18 protein-coding genes, 1 tRNA gene, 1 other RNA gene and 1 pseudogene are annotated in these 17069 nt (G+C 64.5%); 12 read left to right on the forward strand and 9 right to left on the reverse strand.

Going from position 1 to position 17069, the window contains the following annotated elements:
• Position 1: 1 nt before the first annotated feature.
• Together KBY70_RS04550 and ftsZ are read left to right on the forward strand one after the other, a co-directional pair.
• A complete protein-coding gene (locus tag KBY70_RS04550; RefSeq protein WP_233128478.1) occupies positions 2–817 on the forward strand; it encodes a cell division protein FtsQ/DivIB in 816 nt (271 codons plus the stop codon).
• 124 nt (positions 818–941) lie between these two features.
• Positions 942–2102 carry a cell division protein FtsZ gene (ftsZ, locus tag KBY70_RS04555; RefSeq protein ID WP_409996021.1) on the forward strand — a complete coding sequence of 387 codons (1161 nt, stop codon included), beginning with the start codon at positions 942–944 and terminating at the stop codon, positions 2100–2102.
• 70 nt (positions 2103–2172) lie between these two features.
• On the opposite strand, the gene ffs is transcribed toward ftsZ, so the two are convergent.
• Positions 2173–2269: signal recognition particle sRNA small type (gene ffs / locus KBY70_RS04560), an RNA gene on the reverse strand.
• 45 nt (positions 2270–2314) lie between these two features.
• On the opposite strand from ffs, the gene panB reads away from it, so the two are divergent.
• Positions 2315–3154: a 3-methyl-2-oxobutanoate hydroxymethyltransferase gene (gene panB, locus KBY70_RS04565; RefSeq protein WP_254987621.1), complete on the forward strand. Its 840-nt coding sequence runs from the start codon at positions 2315–2317 to the stop codon at positions 3152–3154.
• Here panB and KBY70_RS04570 read toward each other — a convergent pair.
• Positions 3042–4337, reverse strand: a pseudogene (locus KBY70_RS04570) (coproporphyrinogen-III oxidase family protein); the annotation flags it as partial. The gene panB and the pseudogene KBY70_RS04570 overlap by 113 nt on opposite strands.
• 90 nt (positions 4338–4427) lie before the next feature.
• Here KBY70_RS04570 and KBY70_RS04575 point away from each other — a divergent pair.
• The 6 genes from KBY70_RS04575 (at position 4428) to KBY70_RS04600 (ending at position 9431) form a co-directional block, all read left to right on the forward strand.
• Positions 4428–5621 carry a PIN/TRAM domain-containing protein gene (locus KBY70_RS04575; protein WP_254987570.1) on the forward strand — a complete coding sequence of 398 codons (1194 nt, stop codon included), beginning with the start codon at positions 4428–4430 and terminating at the stop codon, positions 5619–5621.
• A gap of 31 nt (positions 5622–5652) precedes the next feature.
• Complete coding sequence (locus KBY70_RS04580) at positions 5653–6336, forward strand: ATP-dependent Clp protease proteolytic subunit (protein WP_094559672.1); 684 nt, start codon at positions 5653–5655, stop codon at positions 6334–6336.
• Between the two features lie 72 nt (positions 6337–6408).
• Positions 6409–7011: an ATP-dependent Clp protease proteolytic subunit gene (locus KBY70_RS04585; protein WP_254987572.1), complete on the forward strand. Its 603-nt coding sequence runs from the start codon at positions 6409–6411 to the stop codon at positions 7009–7011.
• Between the two features lie 50 nt (positions 7012–7061).
• Complete coding sequence (ilvC, locus tag KBY70_RS04590; protein ID WP_254987574.1) at positions 7062–8057, forward strand: ketol-acid reductoisomerase; 996 nt, start codon at positions 7062–7064, stop codon at positions 8055–8057.
• 20 nt (positions 8058–8077) lie between these two features.
• Positions 8078–9139, forward strand: a complete 1062-nt coding sequence (gene cbiB, locus KBY70_RS04595) for an adenosylcobinamide-phosphate synthase CbiB (protein WP_254987576.1) — start codon at positions 8078–8080, stop codon at positions 9137–9139.
• A 49-nt stretch (positions 9140–9188) separates the two neighbouring features.
• Positions 9189–9431, forward strand: coding sequence for a hypothetical protein (locus KBY70_RS04600; protein WP_094559668.1), 243 nt, complete (start codon positions 9189–9191; stop codon positions 9429–9431).
• Here the strand turns inward: KBY70_RS04600 and KBY70_RS04605 are convergent.
• Both KBY70_RS04605 and KBY70_RS04610 read right to left on the reverse strand, forming a co-directional pair.
• A complete protein-coding gene (locus KBY70_RS04605; protein ID WP_254987577.1) occupies positions 9397–9729 on the reverse strand; it encodes a YciI family protein in 333 nt (110 codons plus the stop codon). The two genes, KBY70_RS04600 and KBY70_RS04605, sit on opposite strands and share 35 nt — an antisense overlap.
• A 326-nt stretch (positions 9730–10055) precedes the next feature.
• Positions 10056–10211 carry a hypothetical protein gene (locus KBY70_RS04610; protein ID WP_254987578.1) on the reverse strand — a complete coding sequence of 52 codons (156 nt, stop codon included), beginning with the start codon at positions 10209–10211 and terminating at the stop codon, positions 10056–10058.
• 286 nt (positions 10212–10497) lie between these two features.
• On the opposite strand from KBY70_RS04610, the gene KBY70_RS04615 reads away from it, so the two are divergent.
• Entirely contained in the window at positions 10498–10680 is a 183-nt protein-coding gene (locus KBY70_RS04615) for a ribbon-helix-helix domain-containing protein (protein ID WP_254987579.1), read from the forward strand.
• Between the two features lie 249 nt (positions 10681–10929).
• Here KBY70_RS04615 and KBY70_RS04620 read toward each other — a convergent pair whose 3' ends face one another.
• Positions 10930–11175, reverse strand: a complete 246-nt coding sequence (locus KBY70_RS04620) for a helix-turn-helix domain-containing protein (RefSeq protein WP_158217103.1) — start codon at positions 11173–11175, stop codon at positions 10930–10932.
• A 391-nt stretch (positions 11176–11566) separates the two neighbouring features.
• Here KBY70_RS04620 and KBY70_RS04625 point away from each other — a divergent pair, with 391 nt between their 5' ends.
• Positions 11567–11710, forward strand: a complete 144-nt coding sequence (locus tag KBY70_RS04625; RefSeq protein ID WP_254987580.1) for a hypothetical protein — start codon at positions 11567–11569, stop codon at positions 11708–11710.
• A 16-nt stretch (positions 11711–11726) separates the two neighbouring features.
• Here the strand turns inward: KBY70_RS04625 and KBY70_RS04630 are convergent, their stop codons facing one another.
• Positions 11727–11933: a hypothetical protein gene (locus KBY70_RS04630; protein WP_233128612.1), complete on the reverse strand. Its 207-nt coding sequence runs from the start codon at positions 11931–11933 to the stop codon at positions 11727–11729.
• A 955-nt stretch (positions 11934–12888) separates the two neighbouring features.
• On the opposite strand from KBY70_RS04630, the gene KBY70_RS04635 reads away from it, so the two are divergent.
• A complete protein-coding gene (locus KBY70_RS04635) occupies positions 12889–13068 on the forward strand; it encodes a hypothetical protein (protein ID WP_254987581.1) in 180 nt (59 codons plus the stop codon).
• Between the two features lie 310 nt (positions 13069–13378).
• Here the strand turns inward: KBY70_RS04635 and KBY70_RS04640 are convergent, their stop codons facing one another.
• The 3 genes from KBY70_RS04640 to KBY70_RS04650 form a co-directional block, all read right to left on the reverse strand.
• Positions 13379–13552: a hypothetical protein gene (locus tag KBY70_RS04640; protein WP_254987582.1), complete on the reverse strand. Its 174-nt coding sequence runs from the start codon at positions 13550–13552 to the stop codon at positions 13379–13381.
• A gap of 1407 nt (positions 13553–14959) precedes the next feature.
• Positions 14960–15044, reverse strand: a tRNA-Ser gene (locus KBY70_RS04645).
• A gap of 35 nt (positions 15045–15079) precedes the next feature.
• Positions 15080–17053, reverse strand: a complete 1974-nt coding sequence (locus KBY70_RS04650; RefSeq protein WP_254987583.1) for a ComEC/Rec2 family competence protein — start codon at positions 17051–17053, stop codon at positions 15080–15082.
• Positions 17054–17069 lie beyond the last annotated feature (16 nt).

Genomic DNA, 17069 nt, shown 5'->3' on the forward strand with positions numbered 1-17069 from the left:
GGTGGTGAAGGGCAACCCTGCGCCGCCCGGGTCGGAACGCCGCCGCCAACTGCGCCAGCAACGGCAGCGCGAGCGGCTGCGCAATCTCTGGCGGCTGGTGGTGCTGCTCAGCCTGGCGGGCGGCCTGGGCTACGGCCTGCTGCGTCAGGGCTGGGTGCTGACCGGCCCCAGCCAGGTGGAGGTGGTGGGCAGCGCGCAGGTGGGGCCAGACCAGGTGGTGCAGGCCGCCCAACTGAGCTTCCCCCAACCCCTGCTGGCCCTGCAGCCCAAACGCATCGCCGAGGCCATCGCCGGCGCCCTGCCGGTGGAGCAGGTGCAGGTGAGCCGGCTGATGGCGCCGCCGCGGCTGCGGATCGAACTGGTTGATCGCCAGGCGGTGGCCCGGGCCCAGCGGCGCACCAGCACGGGCCTCGAGCAGGGCTTTGTTGACCGATTCGGCCACTGGATGAGCAACCGCCAGGGGCAGGGCGTTGCCGCCAAGGCCAGCGCAGGCCTGACGGTGGTGGGCTGGCAGCCGCGCTACCGCCCCGCCCTGGCCCAGGTGCTGGAGCAACGCGACCGGCTCGGAGCCGACCTGCACCAGATCCGCTTTGAGCCCGGCGGCAGCCTCTGGCTGGAGAGCACCAGCCTCGGCCAGGTGCGGCTGGGGCCAGCCGACGCCCAACTGGGGCGGCGTCTCGAGGTGCTCGGCCACCTGCAACAGGAATTGCCAGCGCGAATCAAGGGCCGGCGGCTTCAATCGATCGACCTCAGCGATCCGGAACAGCCGGAACTGGGGCTGCCCTTGCCCGCCCAGCCAGCCAAACCCCCCGGATGAGCATTCCGGCAACGGCCATGCCAGGAAACCCGCAAAGGTGGGACACTCCCTGAATCCAGGGGTGCCAAAGGCCGACATAATGCAGCCGCAGATGTACAGCACCGCCGCCTCCCCCAATGCCGCTATGACCCACAGCTCCCCCCAATCCGGGTCCCCCCTTTTCAACGGTATCCAGCCCGCGAACGAAGGGTTGCTTGGCAGTTCGACCGCAGGCGGAATTGTGCCCAGCCAGTCGGCACGCATCGAAGTGATCGGGGTTGGCGGTGGTGGCAGCAACGCGGTCAACCGGATGATCGCCTCCGATCTCCAGGGTGTGGGCTATCGGGTGCTCAACACCGATGCCCAGGCCCTGCTGCAGTCGGCCTCCCAGAAGCGCATCCAACTGGGCCAGAAACTCACCCGCGGCCTGGGGGCCGGCGGCAATCCCGTGATCGGCCAGAAGGCGGCTGAAGAATCCCGGGCCGAACTGCAGGAATCGCTGCAGGGCGCGGATCTGGTGTTCATCGCCGCGGGCATGGGCGGCGGCACCGGCACAGGCGCCGCGCCGATCCTGGCGGAGGTGGCTAAAGAGGTGGGCGCCCTCACCGTGGGCATCGTCACCAAGCCCTTCGGGTTTGAAGGTCGCAAGCGGCTGCGCCAGGCCGAGGAGGGCATCGCCCGCCTGGCCGAAAGCGTTGACACCCTGATCGTCATCCCCAACGACCGCCTGCGGGATGCCATCGCCGGAGCGCCCCTCAATGAGGCCTTCCGCGCCGCCGACGACGTGCTGCGCATGGGCGTCAAGGGCATCAGCGACATCATCACCAAGCCCGGGCTGGTGAACGTTGACTTCGCTGACGTGCGCTCCGTGATGGCCGACGCCGGCACCGCCCTGCTGGGCATCGGTGTGGGCTCCGGTCGCTCCCGGGCCAGCGAAGCGGCCCAGGCGGCGATGAGCAGCCCCCTGCTGGAGTCGGCCCGCATCGACGGCGCCAAGGGCTGCGTGATCAACATCAGCGGTGGCAAGGACATGACCCTCGAGGACATGACCACCGCCTCAGAGGTGATTTACGACGTGGTTGATCCCGACGCCAACATCATTGTGGGCGCCGTGGTAGACGAGCGCCTCGAGGGTGAGATCCACGTGACCGTGATCGCCACCGGCTTCGAAAGCGGTGCTCCCTACCGCAGCGAGCGCACCACGGTGAGCTTTGCCGGCACCACCCTGTTCAGCAACAACCAGGAAGAGCGTGGCGCCAAGATTCCGCCGTTCCTGCTCAACCGCCAGGGTCAGGCCAATTCATAAGGCCTGACGGGGCGATTGAACTCTGAACACGGCCTGGGGTCCGGCCTGAAGGTGGCGACCCCCTGAAAGTGGTGACCCGGAGTCCACGCCTGCCCTGAGCATCCCGTGTGGCTGCTCCCTTCCGGTCCTGACCAGATTTGGGCGTCGGAGCCGCATGTGTCCGAGTCGATTTGATGCTAGCAATGGCATCCTCCGCACCGACGTCCGTGCCCCTGCGCCCCGCAGATCTGGCGAGTCGCAAGCAGGCCGGGCTGCCGATCACGGTGCTCACCGCCTGGGATGCCCTCTCCGGAGCGCTGGTGGCCGAGGCCGGCGCCGATGCGGTGTTGGTGGGTGACTCCCTGGCGATGACGGTGCTGGGCCACGCCACCACCCTGCCGGTGACCCTCGAGGAGATGCTGCACCACACCCGGGCCACGGCGCGCGGCCTGGCCAGCAGCTGTTCCCCCGGGCAGGAGCCGCTGTTGATCTGCGATCTCCCCTTCCTCAGCTACCAATGCAGCGCCGATGAGGCCGTGGCCGCCGCAGGACGGGTGCTGAAGGAAACCCCCGCTGCCGCCGTGAAGCTCGAAGGCGCCGAACCGGAAACCCTGGCCGTGATCGACAGGCTGGTGCGCAGCGGCATCCCGGTGATGGGCCACATCGGCCTGACGCCCCAGTCGGTGCACCGCCTGGGCTACCGCCGCCAGGGCAACGACGCGCCCAGCCAGGAGCGACTGCGGCGCCAGGCCCTCGCCCTGCAGGAGGCCGGCTGCTTTGCCCTGGTGCTCGAGCACGTGCCGGCCGATCTGGGGGCATCCCTGCAGCAGACGCTGGATCTGCCGGTGATCGGCATTGGCGCCGGCGAGGGCTGCGACGGCCAGGTGCGTGTCACGGCCGATCTGCTGGGGCTCACCAGCCAGCAACCACCCTTCAGCCCACCGCTGCTGCAGGGCCGGACCCTGGGGGTGGAAGCGCTGCGGCGCTGGATTGCCGCCCAGGAGTATCCAGCCCAGGAGCCTCCAACTGCTCCTGCCACCAGGCCAGCAACTCCCGCAGCACCCCATTGCTGAGGGCCAGACCGGCCGGATCACTGAGCCGCCAGCGGGGGCCCTCAATCCGCAGCAACCCCTGGCGCCACCACGGCTCGAGCCGTTCACGCAGCTGAGCGCAGCCGGCCTCGCCCAGCAGCTGGGGCAGATGCACCCCCTCCCGGCGGCGCAAACCCACCAACAGCCGCTCATCGATCGGCATTCCCACCCCGGCTGCAGCCCTGGGATCCCCTGGCTCGCCGCTGCCCTGAGGCTGGGCCAGCCAGGCGGCATAGCCCTCGCGGGTGCGGGGCCGAGCCAGCCGCTCGCCCCAGGGTGCCGAGGTCGCCCCCATGCCGAAGCCCCACCAACCGGCACCGCTCCAGTAGACGCGGTTGTGGCGGGAGGTGTGGCCGGGCAGGGCGTAGTTGGAGATTTCGTAGTGGCCATAGCCGGCGGCGCTGAGCTCGGTCCAGGTGAGCTCCATCAGGTCGGCGCCCAGGTCGGCATCGGGCAGCTCCAGCTGACCGCGCTGGTGGCGCCGCGCAAACACGGTGCCCGGCTCCAGGCTGAGGTCGTAGACCGAGAGATGGGGCGGCGCCAGGGCGATCGCCTCACCCAGCTGCTGGCGCCAGGCGGCCAGGGCCGCTGCGGAAGACGCCTGACCCGGCAGCCCCTGGATGAGATCCAGGCTCCAGCTCGCCAGGGCGCCGCGGCGCTGGGCCTCGGCCAGCCAACCCGCAGCCTGCCGCAGGTCGGCGCCGCAGTGGCGGCGCCCCAGACTCGCCAGCACGGCGTCGTCGAAGCTCTGGCCGCCCAGGCTCACCCGATTCACCCCGGCCTGCAGGTAGCCCGCAAGCCGCGCCTGATCGAAGCTGGCCGGGTCGAGCTCCAGGGTGATCTCGGCGGCGGGAGCCAGGCCAAAACGCCGCCGCAACGCCCCCATCAAGCCCCCCACCTGGGCCGGGGTGAGCAGCGAGGGGGTGCCGCCACCGAAGTACACCGTGCTCAGGGGCGGCCCCGGCGGAGCCAGGCCAATCTCCTGGTGCAGCAACTGGAGATAGGCCTCGATGGACGCCGAACCCGGCGCCCCCGGCTCGCCGCCGGCCCGGTCACCCAGGGGCACCACCGGGAAATCGCAGTAGAAGCAGCGGCGGTGGCAGAAGGGGATGTGCAGGTAGGCACTGCGGGGCGGCCAAAGCGGGCCAGAGATTTGGGCAGTCACAACAACAAGTGCGGGAACCCCTTCAGGCCAATGGCGCGGAAATCAGGCATGCTGCAACCTTGAACGGATGGGCAGCCACGCAAGACGGGAATGGTGGACTCCCTCATCCTGATCCTGTTTGTGATCTCCGGGGCCGCCGCTGGCTGGCTGGGGGTCGACCTGCTGCCAGCGCCCCTGCTGCTGCAGGTGGACAACCCCGAGGGGCTGCGCACGGTGCTGGGCGGGTTCGGAGCCTTTTTCGGGCTGCTGGCGGGCTTTTTCTTCGGTCAGCTGCGCCGCAAGCTGATGGCCCAGGTGCGCACCATGCCCACCGACCTGCTGATCAGCCGCGCCGTCGGCCTGATCCTGGGCCTGCTGGTGGCCAACCTGCTGCTGGCCCCGATCCTGCTGCTGCCGCTTCCCTGGGAGGTGGTGTTCGTCAAACCGCTGGCGGCAGTGCTCAGCAATGTGTTTTTCGGGGTGTCGGGCTACAACCTCGCCGAGGTGCATGGCCGCACCCTGCTGCGTCTGTTCAACCCCACCAATACCGAAGCCATGCTGGTGGCCGATGGGGTGCTGCAGCCCGCCAGCGCCAAGATCCTCGACACCAGCGTGATCATCGACGGCCGCATCCGCGGCCTGCTTGCCTCGGGGCTGCTGGAGGGCCAGGTGATCGTGGCCCAGAGCGTGATCGATGAGCTGCAGGCCCTGGCGGATTCAGGCAACGCCGAGAAGCGTGGCCGCGGGCGCCGCGGTCTCAAGCTGCTCAGCGAGCTGCGCGAGCAATACGGCCGGCGGCTGGTGGTGAACAGCACCCGCTACGAGGGCAACGGCGTCGACGACAAGCTGCTGCTACTCACCGCCGATACCGGCGGCACATTGTTAACCGCCGACTACAACCTGGCCAAGGTGGCGGAGGTGAAGGCGCTGCGGGTGCTCAACCTCAGCGAGCTGGTGATCGCCCTGCGGCCAGAGGTGCAGCCCGGCGACGAGTTGCTGCTCAAGATCGCCCGCGATGGCAAGGAGGCCGACCAGGGCGTGGGCTACCTCGACGACGGCACGATGGTGGTGGTGGAAGGGGCCCGGGGCCGCATCGGCGAACGGCTGCCGGTGGTGATCACCGGCGCCCTGCAAAACCCCACCGGACGCATCGTGTTTGCCCGCAGTGAACCTTTGGCGCCGGCCTCCAGCCCCGATCCGGCCCCGAAGCGCAAACCCCGCTTTGAGCGCAATTCCGAGCGCAACGCCGAGCGCAGCAAGACCAATTCGGCCCAGACGAATCCGGAGACCGATGGCCCCCGCTAGGCTCCACAAACGTGTTTTCCATTAACCGCGCATGTCGGTGTCAGCCCCCTACTACGGCGATTCCGCGGTCATGCGCACCCCGCCGCCCGATCTGCCGAGCCTGCTGCTGAAAGAACGGATCGTGTACTTGGGCTTGCCCCTATTCAGCGACGACGATGCCAAGCGCCAGATGGGCATCGACGTGACCGAGCTGATCATTGCCCAGCTGCTCTATCTAGAGTTTGACAACCCCGAGAAGCCGATCTTCTTCTACATCAACTCCACCGGCACCAGCTGGTACACCGGCGACGCCGTTGGCTTTGAAACCGAAGCCTTCGCCATCGCAGACACCCTCCGCTATGTGAAGCCGCCGGTGCACACCATCTGCATCGGCCAGGCGATGGGCACCGCCGCGATGATCCTCAGCGCCGGCACCAAGGGGCACCGGGCCGCCCTGCCCCACGCCTCGATCGTGCTGCACCAGCCCCGCAGCGGCGCCCGCGGCCAGGCCACCGATATCCAGATCCGGGCCCAGGAGGTGTTGCACAACAAGCGCACCCTGCTGGGGATGCTGTCGGCCAACACCGGCAAGTCGGTGGAGCAGCTGTCGCGCGATTCCGACCGGATGACCTACTTCACCGCCGAAGAGGCCATGGAGTATGGCCTGATCGACCGGGTGCTCACCAGCCAGAAAGACCTGCCCACCGCGCCACCCACGGCCGCCGGCCTGGGCTGAACCCCCGTCTGGCAGCCCGCCACACTCCAGGCACTCCAAACCCGCGATTCACCGACCACCCCAACCAAACCCATGCCCATCGGCACCCCCAGCGTTCCCTACCGCCTCCCCGGCAGCCAGTACGAGCGCTGGGTTGACATCTACACCCGTCTGGGAGTGGAGCGAATCCTGTTTCTGGGCTCGGAGGTGAACGACGCCGTTGCCAATGCCCTGGTGGCCCAGATGCTCTACCTGGACTCGGAGGACAACTCCAAGCCGATCTACCTCTACATCAACTCCCCGGGGGGCTCGGTGACCGCCGGCCTGGCGATCTACGACACGATGCAGTATGTCAAGAGTGACGTGGTGACGATCTGCGTGGGCCTGGCCGCCTCGATGGGCGCCTTCCTGCTGGGCGCCGGCACCAAGGGCAAGCGGTTGGCCCTGCCCCACAGCCGGATCATGATCCACCAGCCCCTGGGCGGTACCAGCCAGCGCCAGGCCAGCGACATCGAGATCGAGGCGAAGGAGATCCTGCGCCTCAAGGACATGCTTAACCACAGCATGGCCGACATGACCGGTCAGAGCTTCGAGAAGATCGAGAAGGACACGGACCGCGACTACTTCCTCAGCGCCGCCGAAGCCAAGGACTACGGCCTGATCGACCGGGTGATCGCCCACCCCAGCGAGGCCTGAAAGGCGCTTGCGTAAGCTCGGGCCTTGCCCTGCCCAGACCCGAAGCCTCGATGGCCAAGCTCTACTACGACACCGACGCCGACCTTGCGCTGCTGAACGGCAAGACGGTGGCCGTCATTGGCTATGGCAGCCAGGGCCACGCCCACGCCCTCAACCTGAAGGACAGCGGCGTCAACGTGGTGGTGGGCCTCTACGAAGGCAGCCGCTCGGCTGACAAAGCCAAGGCCGACGGCCTCGAAGTGCTGAGCGTGGCCGATGCTTGCGCCAAGGCCGACTGGATCATGGTGTTGCTGCCCGATGAGTTCCAGAAGGCTGTTTACGACAAGGAAATCGCGCCACACCTGAGCGCCGGCAAGGTGCTCAGCTTCGCCCACGGCTTCAACATCCGCTTCGAGCTGATCAAGCCCCCAGCCGATGTGGACGTGGTGATGATCGCCCCCAAGGGCCCTGGCCACACCGTGCGCTGGGAATACCAAAACGGCATGGGTGTGCCGGCGCTGTTCGCCATCCATCAGGACGCCAGCGGCAAGGCCCGTGAGCTGGCCATGGCCTATGCCAAGGGCATCGGCGGCACCCGCGCCGGCATCCTCGAAACCAACTTCAAGGAAGAAACCGAAACCGACCTGTTCGGGGAGCAGGCCGTGCTGTGTGGCGGTCTGTCTGAGCTGGTGAAGGCTGGCTTCGAAACCCTGGTGGAAGCCGGCTATCAGCCCGAGCTGGCCTACTTCGAGTGCCTGCACGAAGTGAAGCTGATCGTGGACCTGATGGTGAAGGGCGGCCTCACCGCCATGCGCGATTCGATCTCCAACACCGCCGAGTACGGCGATTACGTGAGCGGCCCGCGCCTGATCACCGCCGACACCAAGGCCGAGATGAAGCGCATCCTGGCCGACATCCAGGACGGCACCTTCGCCCGCAACTTCGTGGCCGAGTGCGAGGCCGGCAAGCCGGAGATGGCGAAGATCCGTGAGCGCGATGCCCAGCACCCGATCGAGCAGGTGGGCAAGGGCCTGCGCTCGATGTTCAGCTGGCTGAAGGCGACCTGAGCCCCTGGCCCTGGCTGCTGGTGCTGGCCGCCTGCGGCCTCGATCGCCTGGTAGGGGACCCGCGTTGGTGCCTCCACCCGGTGGTGGTGATGGGCTGGTGGATCACGGGCCTGCGCCGGCTGGCTGAGGCCTGGGCGGGTGATGCCCCCGGGAAGCTGCGCCTCGCCGGCGCCCTGATCACGCTGCTCCTGGTGGGCGGCAGTGGCCTGGCGGGCTGGTGCCTGGAGCAACTGGTGCGGGAACTGGCGACGCGCGGCCCGGTGGCCGCTGGCCTCAGCCTCGCCACCTTGACGTTCGCCCTGGCCAGTGCCCTGGCCGGGCGGAGCCTGGAGCAGGCGGTGCAACAGGTGCTGAACAGGCTCCCACCGGATTCCGTACAGCGTGTACAGAATCCCGAAGCGCAGAACACGAGTTCCCCCGAAAGCCTGATGGCCGCCCGACAAGCCCTGGCTTGGATCGTGGGTCGCGACACCAACGGGCTGGATCGGGCCGAGATCCTGCGAGCCACCGCCGAAACCGCCAGCGAAAATGCGGTGGATGGTCTGTTTGCGCCGCTGTTCTGGATGCTGGTGGGGGCTGGGATCGGCAGCCTGAACCCCGCCCTGCCCGGCCCGTTGGCCCTGGCCTGGGGCTTCAAGGCGGCCAGCACCCTGGATTCGATGCTGGGCTATCGCCGCGGCCGCTTGCGCTGGCTGGGCACCGCCGGCGCCCGCCTCGACGACCTGCTGGTGTGGCTGCCCTGCCGGTTGGCGGCCCTGAGCCTGGCGGTGGCGGCGGGGCACCCTGGCCACTGCGGGGCGCTGCTGGCGGCAGCCCTAAGGGAGGGGGCCGCCGACCCCTCCCCCAATGCCGGCGTCTCCCAGGCGGCCTATGCCCACGCCGCGGGGGTGCAGCTGGGCGGCAGCAACCGCTACGGCGGCCAGATCCGCAGCAAACCTTTGCTGGCCAAGGGCCTGCCGCCGGCCGATGCAGATGCGGTGCAGCGCATCCTTGCGCTGAACCGTCGGTTGGAAACGCTGTGGCTCGCCATCGCCGGAACCATGGCGGCCGCGGTGTCGTTCATCACGAAAACTCTCAGCTGATTGCCCCGACACCAGGAGCTACCGAAGCTGCAGGGACGTTCCTGGGCCCATGCCAATTCGCGACCTGCTCGAAGACGCTCTGCGAGAGCCGAATATCGGCCTTACCCCTTGCTTCCGCTGGCACGCCACGCCAGTGGGCATCGCAGCCCTCTGGCAGGCCGGCTCACCTCCCAGCTCCCCTCCGTTCGAAGACGCCCTCAAAGAAGGCCTGCAGGTGGGGCTTGACCTGCGCCGCGAAGAGCGGGAATTTCACCAGCTCAACTCAGGCTTGGTGCTGCTGTTTCACAGCTAGCCAGGTGCGGGCGCGGGAAGACCACCGCCCATTCGTGCAGCGTCCAGTCGACACAGCCCTCAAGGATCAGCGGGTCGCTCAGCACCAGCAACTCGGCTTCAGCCCAGTCGCGGGCGCGAAACACCAACATGCCACCGGCTCCGTCGCCACTACGGCCAACCCGATCAGCCCAGTAGCCACTGCGGGGCGCGTGGCCGTTGCGCTCCAGATCAGCCAGCCAGGCCAAATGGGCTGGGATCACCGCATCGAATTGCGGCTTGGACACCAGGCCCGCCTCCAGCTTCACAAACCAGGGCATGGGATCAGACCATTGCGAGCCGACGGTACCGCTGCGTTAAGCAGGACTCCACAACGCTGCAGCGTGCTTGGGGGCTGCTGCAGATCAGCCCCAATCCCTCTTGAGGCCAGCCAGCGCCTATACGTTCACGCACGTGTTCCACAAGCCAAGGCAGATGAATTGCCTGCACCCCTCCATCAGCCAACGCCTGACACCATTGGTGATTGGTATCACGCCGGAGCGGCGCCGTGCCGTGCTGAGCATCGCCCAACAAGCCTCCTGCTGGCAGGACTTTCTGGATGCGCTGAAACAAGGAGACTTCCCCCTTCCGCGCGACACGAAAACCCCTAGGAAGAATGGGACAAGGGTGGCAGCGGAGGCGTAACGGACTGAGCGATGAAATCTTCCACCAGGTCGCGGATCGAGCGGCCCGTGCGGCTGCTCTGTGCCTCCAGCGCCTGATAGACCTCCTCACTCAGCTCGAGATCCAGACGCCTGGGCATCTTGGATGGGTCCAGTTTCCAGGCATCTGTTGCCTTCTGCGAGTCATCAACCAAGAGTCTTGCTCCAGAGAGGGACTGCTGAAATAAAAAACGCAAATATCGCAGACAGTAATAACTACAGGTCGAACCTAAATCGGCCACTCTTAAGAAAACCTAAAGCAGGGTAGTAGGGGGGGGGCGCGCGAAAGGAGTGCCGCGAGCGAGAGCGCTTAACAAATGTACACGCATAAAAACAGAAGAAAGGTAAGGCGCGACAAGATGAACAAGAATTCAAGCCGCTTTAGCGATGTACGGCAGAGAGGAGGGAGGGACTGATGGTTTCACAGGCAACCGCGCCCCACAAAGGCTATCCATCGCCTTGAACTACGCTGCCTACAAGAATTTGGAAAGACGAAGCGCCATGGAAGGTCGATCCATGAGCAACTTGGCAGCATTCATCCTGGAGAGTGCACTGACGAAGAACTCATGAAGCGACGACGAAGGCACAAAGAGTGGGACTATCAAACGAGACATCAGTCTCTTGAGAGAATGCCTCTTACCTCCTTCAACACCCTGAACCTTCGTGAGCGGAATCTACTAGACCGTTGTTTGGAGATAGGGTTCATCAACGCTGCGACTGCACTCACCCGCTATCAGCAAGGCAGGGGCATTGACCAACGCGCAGGGAACAAGTGGGAGAGCGACCCGCCAACTGGATCAAGGAAGTCACTTGTGCAGATTAAACAACCTCCAGCAAGTCCTCAATCCCACAATCCAGCACCGTCACAATCTTGGACGCCAGATCCAGCGACAGCGCTGATGCCGCCTTCTGATCGTTTCGTGCCAGTCGGGTGATGGTGGTCGCCGCCACCCCCGCCTGAACGGCCAGCGCGTTCATCGTGATGGGTTTCTCGCCCGTCTCAGCACGGCGCAAATTTGCTTTGGCAATTGCTTTGGCGAGGGTCAGGCGAACTTGCTTTGCCATATCGGGCACCATAACTCAGGTGCCCTCGGCATGACCCTGAGTATGAGGCACACCAAAAGGTGCTCAAGCAATCACCCCGATCACGATCCGCACCACCAGGAATCCGAGCAGACCCACAAGGGCAAGCAACGACGGCAGACCAGCGACACCCATCTCCCGCCCTCGAACGATCAACCATTTCTAAAGGGAATCCGAAGAACCATCCGTAGTGATACACACAGCAGCTCCGAACAGAACATCGCTCAATGACTCAGAACACTAAGCGCTCATTTATCAGTTTTAGGCACTAGTAGTACAGTGTTTAGGACAAGAGATTTCTCAATGCGCTCCGCGTCTCCTGCTGGTGCGGGCGGAATCCCCAGCAACCCTTCCTCCACCCACCCCAGCGCGAATGGCGCACGAACACCCTGATGCGCCTCAGCCGCTCGGCATCCACCACAGTGAGGACACGATCAGACTGGTCTCTGAAAATCAGCATTTCCGCCAACGCAGCAATCAAGCCATCACCCTCTGCATGACCCAGGAAAGCGCCTGAGACTCCCTCCCGAGCATCAGACGCGAAAGACCCGCTGAAGATGGGCGACGGGGTTGCTGGCCTCATCTCCACCAACAACCCAAAACTCAGTGCTGCCGCTTCTGAGGAGGGCGCGGAAGTCATCGGCATCGATCAAAATCCCGCAGTGTTCCGCCAGGGCGACCATCTCCTCTGGGGTGGTGGCGGCATAGAACTCACGCCCCAACTCTGGGTCACCATCCATCCGATACAGGAAGTGATCCAGGGCATCCAGTAGCGGGGACGAGGAGCAATCCACCCAGGGTGCTCAACTGATGAGAACCATTATCTGCAACGGCGGGAGTGCCCAACAAATAACTTCACAAGAGCAGCAGCAACGGCCCCCAGGCATCCGCCTCCACTGCCGTCAAATTCTCCCTAAGCCCACTGCTGCTGGGGGTGAGGTGGGGAAGGGTGATCCGGCGACCATCCAGACCAAGCAGAACCAGGTGGATAGCTGTGGGCGATTGATGGACATCCTTGAGTGGGCCTTCTAGGGGTTGAGGTAGGTCACGCACCACTTGCTATCACCGGCATTCACACGGGTGTAGGGAAAGATGCAGGTTTTGCTGGAGTTCTCGCCAAGGTAGATGATGTCCTTGTATTCAGGTGCTGCCTGGCACACCTTCCCTTTGCCTGCTAGCAAATAAGCGCCAGGGCAATTGACACGACTACCGACTCCAACTATGGAGGGGGCAGGTAAGCAGGGTGACGCAGTGCCTGCCGACCTCGTAGCGGAAGTACTGGCAGGTGATGCAGACAGACCCCGTGCGGGATGGTTTCAGGACATCCCACTCCAGGTCATCCCACTCCTCTGGGTGGGTCAAAGCGGCAGAGGCGGTCACAGCAGCGAGACAAGAACATCAGTACTACTCCTGATGGGGGCTGAGGTCAAGAAGTCTCCTGAGGCGCCTCACTGGACTGACTGAGGTGCCTACGTTTTCAGCAAAGGCACCAGAAGCGTCGCCTGTGACCACTGAACTGCTACTGGCACTGGGCATACCCACCGCCTATCTGGTGGTCTCCACCCTGCTGCTGCTTCAACGACCTCAGACCCTGCCACCACTGCTTCAGCGCCTCAGCACCCGCAGGGCAATCGCCTGGAACACGATGGTGGGACTCTCTATCGGTGTGGGGGCATTGCGATGGGCACTGAATCGGTGACAACCAATCCCCTGTGGATGCTGGTGCCCTGGGCGGTCTTTGCGATCGCTGCTGGGTTAAAGTTCTGGCGCCTCACCGCCCTGTTCCGCAAGCACCTGCTGGGGATCCCCTCACGAACCGAACGCTTCAGGCAGGCACTGGAGAGGATCTGGCAGAAGGATCAGCAGGCGGTGTGATGGACCACCTGAACTGGGGCACCATCCAACTGGGATTAGTCGCCCTTGCCTTTGGCGGTCTTCAGGTCTGGTGGATCAGCAGCGTCTTTAGAAGGCGAGAGCTGGCACGACCAATGAGCGAGGGGCAATTCAGACGGGCACTGGAGCGGATCTGGTCAAAGCGACCCTGAAAACCCAGCGCATCCACGGTTCGTTACAGAAGTTCGTAGAATGTGCTCTGGTCATCGAGCGGTCCTGGACGGGTCCGCTTTTTTATTGGGCAACCGTTCTGTAGAGGCGAAATGGTTGCGCTTCTGCCGCCCACAGGCAACTACCGCTGAACCGACCTCCAGATCCACCAGGCAACCACTGCCACCATCACCCAAGGCACCAGTGTCCTAAAGACCAACAGCACCACCAGAAGCACTAGGGCAGAGACCGCCGTGCGCTTGGTGAGTGCCTTCGCCTCATCGGTCATGAAGCGCCAGCGGGGGATCAGGGACATTGCTTGGGCAGAAGGGAGGAACTCAGAAAAGCGCCGTGAAGGTCAGGCATCAAGAGGGGCGTAAATCCGTCCAAAAAGCGCCACATGGCCCCTATTGAAGAGGAGGAGTGGGTCTATGTGTGGGCTGAGAACATGGTGGGAAGAGAAGGCGACATCGCAGTTCAGGACGGCGGTGGGATACTGGATGGAAGGTTGATGACTTGATGGGTCTTCCTCAAAATCGACCATTAGAGCGAATGACCTCCGTACAAAGTTTTATGGCGCGGCTATTGAGTGTGATTACCCTGATAAGTTGGAGGAAGTAACCGCAACCACCTTTATTCCTTGGAAGAGAGATCATCTTGACATTGTACATGAAACAGAGGCGCCATGAAACGTAAATGCGTTTGCTGCCAAAAAACCAAACCACTGGACAAAAAACACTTTCAGGTAGTCAAATACTTTACAGACGGGTACTCTTATTACTATCTTGATTGTGACGAAAAACTCAAGAAGCCAAAGTCAAGGAGCAAAAAGTAATCAAAGTTCCTTAGCGAGAAGGTAGAGTTCAAGTTGCAGTACAAAGATATATTAGAACTAGCAAAAATTCTTTCGTATTACCAAGGAGAGCTGGGGTCTTCCGTGGATTACAAAGTAGACACTTCAAACATAGAAAGATTAATTAAGAAACTTGAGCATTTTCTGCCTAAAACCAAGGGGGGTAGCACATAGCACCCTCAAGTGAAGCGAGGGCGCTCACTGCAGGATGCCTCGCGCAAGCACCTGTAATCGCAGGGACATGGAGCGATATTGAGAGGCCAAGAAACGAGTTACTCAAAACAGGCACAAAAATAGTTGAATCAAAGTGCAAGGAAAAGAACGTTGTGTCATACTACGAATTCGAGGATAAGAAGACTGATCGGATCGTGATTTGCATCAACAACATAGACGCCAAAGATCCCGATGAATACTGCGAAAGCCTTGTGCACGAGGCGACTCCTGCAATGCATGCATGCACGGGAGACTATGCATTGGATGACAAATTTATTCCAATAGTATATAGAGAACTTCAGGCGATTAACCCAACCAGCGTGGAAGACATTCAGGTTTGACCACGCCCGGATGCGATCCCACTCCTCCCTCGCCTCCTTGAGGGTCCACATGCCCAGCCCCTTCAAAGGACTTGCCCCCCTGGCAACGGACTCAATCACCAAAATCAGGGAATACCCGACAGATTTGCTCTGCCTGCGCTCAGCCGCCTTCAGGGCACGAACTTGCGAGTCAGAGAGTGGCGTCTCAGCAATCCAACAACACGTCGCTCGGACACCCCTGTTTTAAGGCGAACAAACCAGGACGATCCACAAAGCAAAAGTCCCACTGCCGCAGGGGAAGTGGGACTTAGGCGGTCTTCGCAGGACCTTCTCTACACGGAGAGGGTGGGATTCGAACCCACGGAAGGTTTCCCTTCAAACGATTTCGAGTCGTTCGCTTTCGACCACTCAGCCACCTCTCCAACAGCCCGCAGGCCCAGACCACTTTAAGGATCGATCAGCCCCGAGCAGCCTGCAGGGATCCACTGGAGCCGCTGGCCGCCCAGCCCCCGGGCCAGCCTGGAGGGGTGCCACCGCTGAGCCACACCCGCTCAGCGCCGAGGGCCTGCAGCTGGACACGCTCACGAGGTGAAGGCCGGAAGCCGAGCCACACGCCATCAAGACGTGCCGGATCACCGGTGTTGGCACGCCCCTGCCAGGCCCAGAGCGCCTGTCGGTCGGGCAAGAGCAACCAGCGCCAGCGGCCCACCTGCAGCTGCATCGCCCGGCTTTCGATTGCCACCGGGGCGGCACTCAGCCCCCGGCTGGCCAGGCGCTGGCCGGGCTGAAGCGGCACACTGCCGTCGGCGCTGGCCAGCACCAGGCCGGCTTGCCCCTGCCAGCAGCCCGGCTGCTCGGGGGCCAGGGGATCGAGCAACAGAGCCCAGTCGTAGCGCTGCACCCCCAGCCCACGGGCCAGCTGGCTGGCCAAACTGCAGCTGAAGCCATCGGCCGAGCTGCTCACCAGCGCCGCCCGGCCGCGATGCCGCGCCACCAGCAGATCCAGCCGCCCCTGGTGCACCAGCAGCAGCTGGTCGGCACCCAGCAGGCTGAGATGAACCGCCGCCACCAGGGTGAGCAGCCCCACGCCCAGCAGCCGCCAGCGCCGGGTCAGGCCCGGCACCGCCAGGGCGATCACGGCCAAGGCCAGCAACAGCACCAGCCACGGCGCCGGCCGGCCCAGCTGCCACTGGGCCATGGGCAGGGCCGCAAAGGCCTTCACCACCAGCACCAACAGCCGACACAGCCAGTCGATGGGCACGGTGGCCAGGGGCAGCAACGGCGGTAGCAGCACCGCCAAACAAGCGAGCGCCATCGCCCCCAGGGTGAGGGGCGTCAGCAGCGGCGCCACCACCAGGTTGGCGGGCACGGCATAGAGCGGCACCACGCCGAAGTGCAGGAGCTGCAGCGGCAGGGTGTAAAGCGAAGCCGCCAGGGGCACCGCGGTGGCGACCGCCAACCAGCCCGGCAGCCAGCGGCGCATCCCCAGCTCCAGGGGCCGGGCCGAGATCACCAGGGCAGCAGTGGCTACCACGCTCAGCTGAAAACCCACATCCAGCAGCCAGTCGGGCCGGGCCAGCAGCAGCACCAAAGCACTGGCCGCCAGGATCCCCAAGGGCCTGCTGCGGTGGCCGCTTTCCAGCACCCCTAGCGCCAGCGCCCCCATCAACACCGCCCGCAGCACCGAAGGCTGGGGCCCAGCCAGCAGCACGAACAACCCCATCGCCGCCGCCGCCAGGCCCAACCGGCCCAAGCGCGGCAGCCGGGAGCCCAGCGGCAGCACCACCCCCAGCAACACCGACAGGTGAAAGCCCGAGGCGGCCAGGGCATGGGAGAGGCCCGACGCCCGGAAGGCCTCGCGCAGCTCCGCCGGCAGCGGCACAACCGCACCGCCCAGCACCAGGGCAGCGAGTACGCCACCGCGGTCGGGGCCAGCCTGCTGGATCAGGGCCCGGGCCATGCGGCGGCGCAGATCCGCCACCGGCGTGGCGGGACGCTGCAGCACGGTGAAATCCTGCACCTGCAGCTGGCTGAAAACCCCCTGGCGGGCCAAACGCTCGGCAGGGGCAGACAGCAACGGATGCGGCGAGCTCTGGGGTTGGCGCAAGCGGCCCTGCACCTGCAGGCGCCAACCCTCCTGGAGCAGTGGGCACTCCTGAAAACGCAGTTCGGTGCGGCCTACGGGCAACTGCAGCAGGACCCGGCAGGCTCCGGCGCCACCTCTGGGGATCGGGCCACCGCTGGGCACCGGATCGCGCAGCAGGGTGCCCCGCAGCTCCAGCTCCACCGATGTGTCCGCCGCTGCCTGCAGCCGCAGCACCGGATCGCCAGCTGCCGGGGCCAGCGGGGTGAAGGCCACCAGCGCCACCCGCAACAGCAGCAGCGCCAGCAGCAGCCCCCAGAGCAGCAATTTCAGCGGACACTTGGCCAACGGTTTGCACCTGGCT

It is taken from the genome of Cyanobium sp. ATX 6E8 (assembly GCF_024346335.1).
Classification (GTDB): Bacteria; Cyanobacteriota; Cyanobacteriia; order PCC-6307; family Cyanobiaceae; genus Cyanobium_A.

Bases quoted from the DNA above. Each gene is read 5' to 3' on its own strand.
- ftsZ (WP_409996021.1), top strand. From the start codon at position 942: ATGACCCACAGCTCCCCCCAATCCGGGTCCCCCCTTTTCAACGGTATC.
- KBY70_RS04575 (WP_254987570.1), top strand. From the start codon at position 4,428: ATGGTGGACTCCCTCATCCTGATCCTGTTTGTGATCTCCGGGGCCGCC.
- KBY70_RS04580 (WP_094559672.1), top strand. From the start codon at position 5,653: ATGTCGGTGTCAGCCCCCTACTACGGCGATTCCGCGGTCATGCGCACC.
- KBY70_RS04585 (WP_254987572.1), top strand. From the start codon at position 6,409: ATGCCCATCGGCACCCCCAGCGTTCCCTACCGCCTCCCCGGCAGCCAG.
- ilvC (WP_254987574.1), top strand. From the start codon at position 7,062: ATGGCCAAGCTCTACTACGACACCGACGCCGACCTTGCGCTGCTGAAC.
- KBY70_RS04600 (WP_094559668.1), top strand. From the start codon at position 9,189: ATGCCAATTCGCGACCTGCTCGAAGACGCTCTGCGAGAGCCGAATATC.
- KBY70_RS04605 (WP_254987577.1), bottom strand. From the start codon at position 9,729: ATGCCCTGGTTTGTGAAGCTGGAGGCGGGCCTGGTGTCCAAGCCGCAA.
- KBY70_RS04610 (WP_254987578.1), bottom strand. From the start codon at position 10,211: ATGCCCAGGCGTCTGGATCTCGAGCTGAGTGAGGAGGTCTATCAGGCG.
- KBY70_RS04615 (WP_254987579.1), top strand. From the start codon at position 10,498: ATGTACGGCAGAGAGGAGGGAGGGACTGATGGTTTCACAGGCAACCGC.
- KBY70_RS04620 (WP_158217103.1), bottom strand. From the start codon at position 11,175: ATGGCAAAGCAAGTTCGCCTGACCCTCGCCAAAGCAATTGCCAAAGCA.
- KBY70_RS04625 (WP_254987580.1), top strand. From the start codon at position 11,567: ATGGCGCACGAACACCCTGATGCGCCTCAGCCGCTCGGCATCCACCAC.
- KBY70_RS04630 (WP_233128612.1), bottom strand. From the start codon at position 11,933: ATGGATGGTGACCCAGAGTTGGGGCGTGAGTTCTATGCCGCCACCACC.
- KBY70_RS04640 (WP_254987582.1), bottom strand. From the start codon at position 13,552: ATGTCCCTGATCCCCCGCTGGCGCTTCATGACCGATGAGGCGAAGGCA.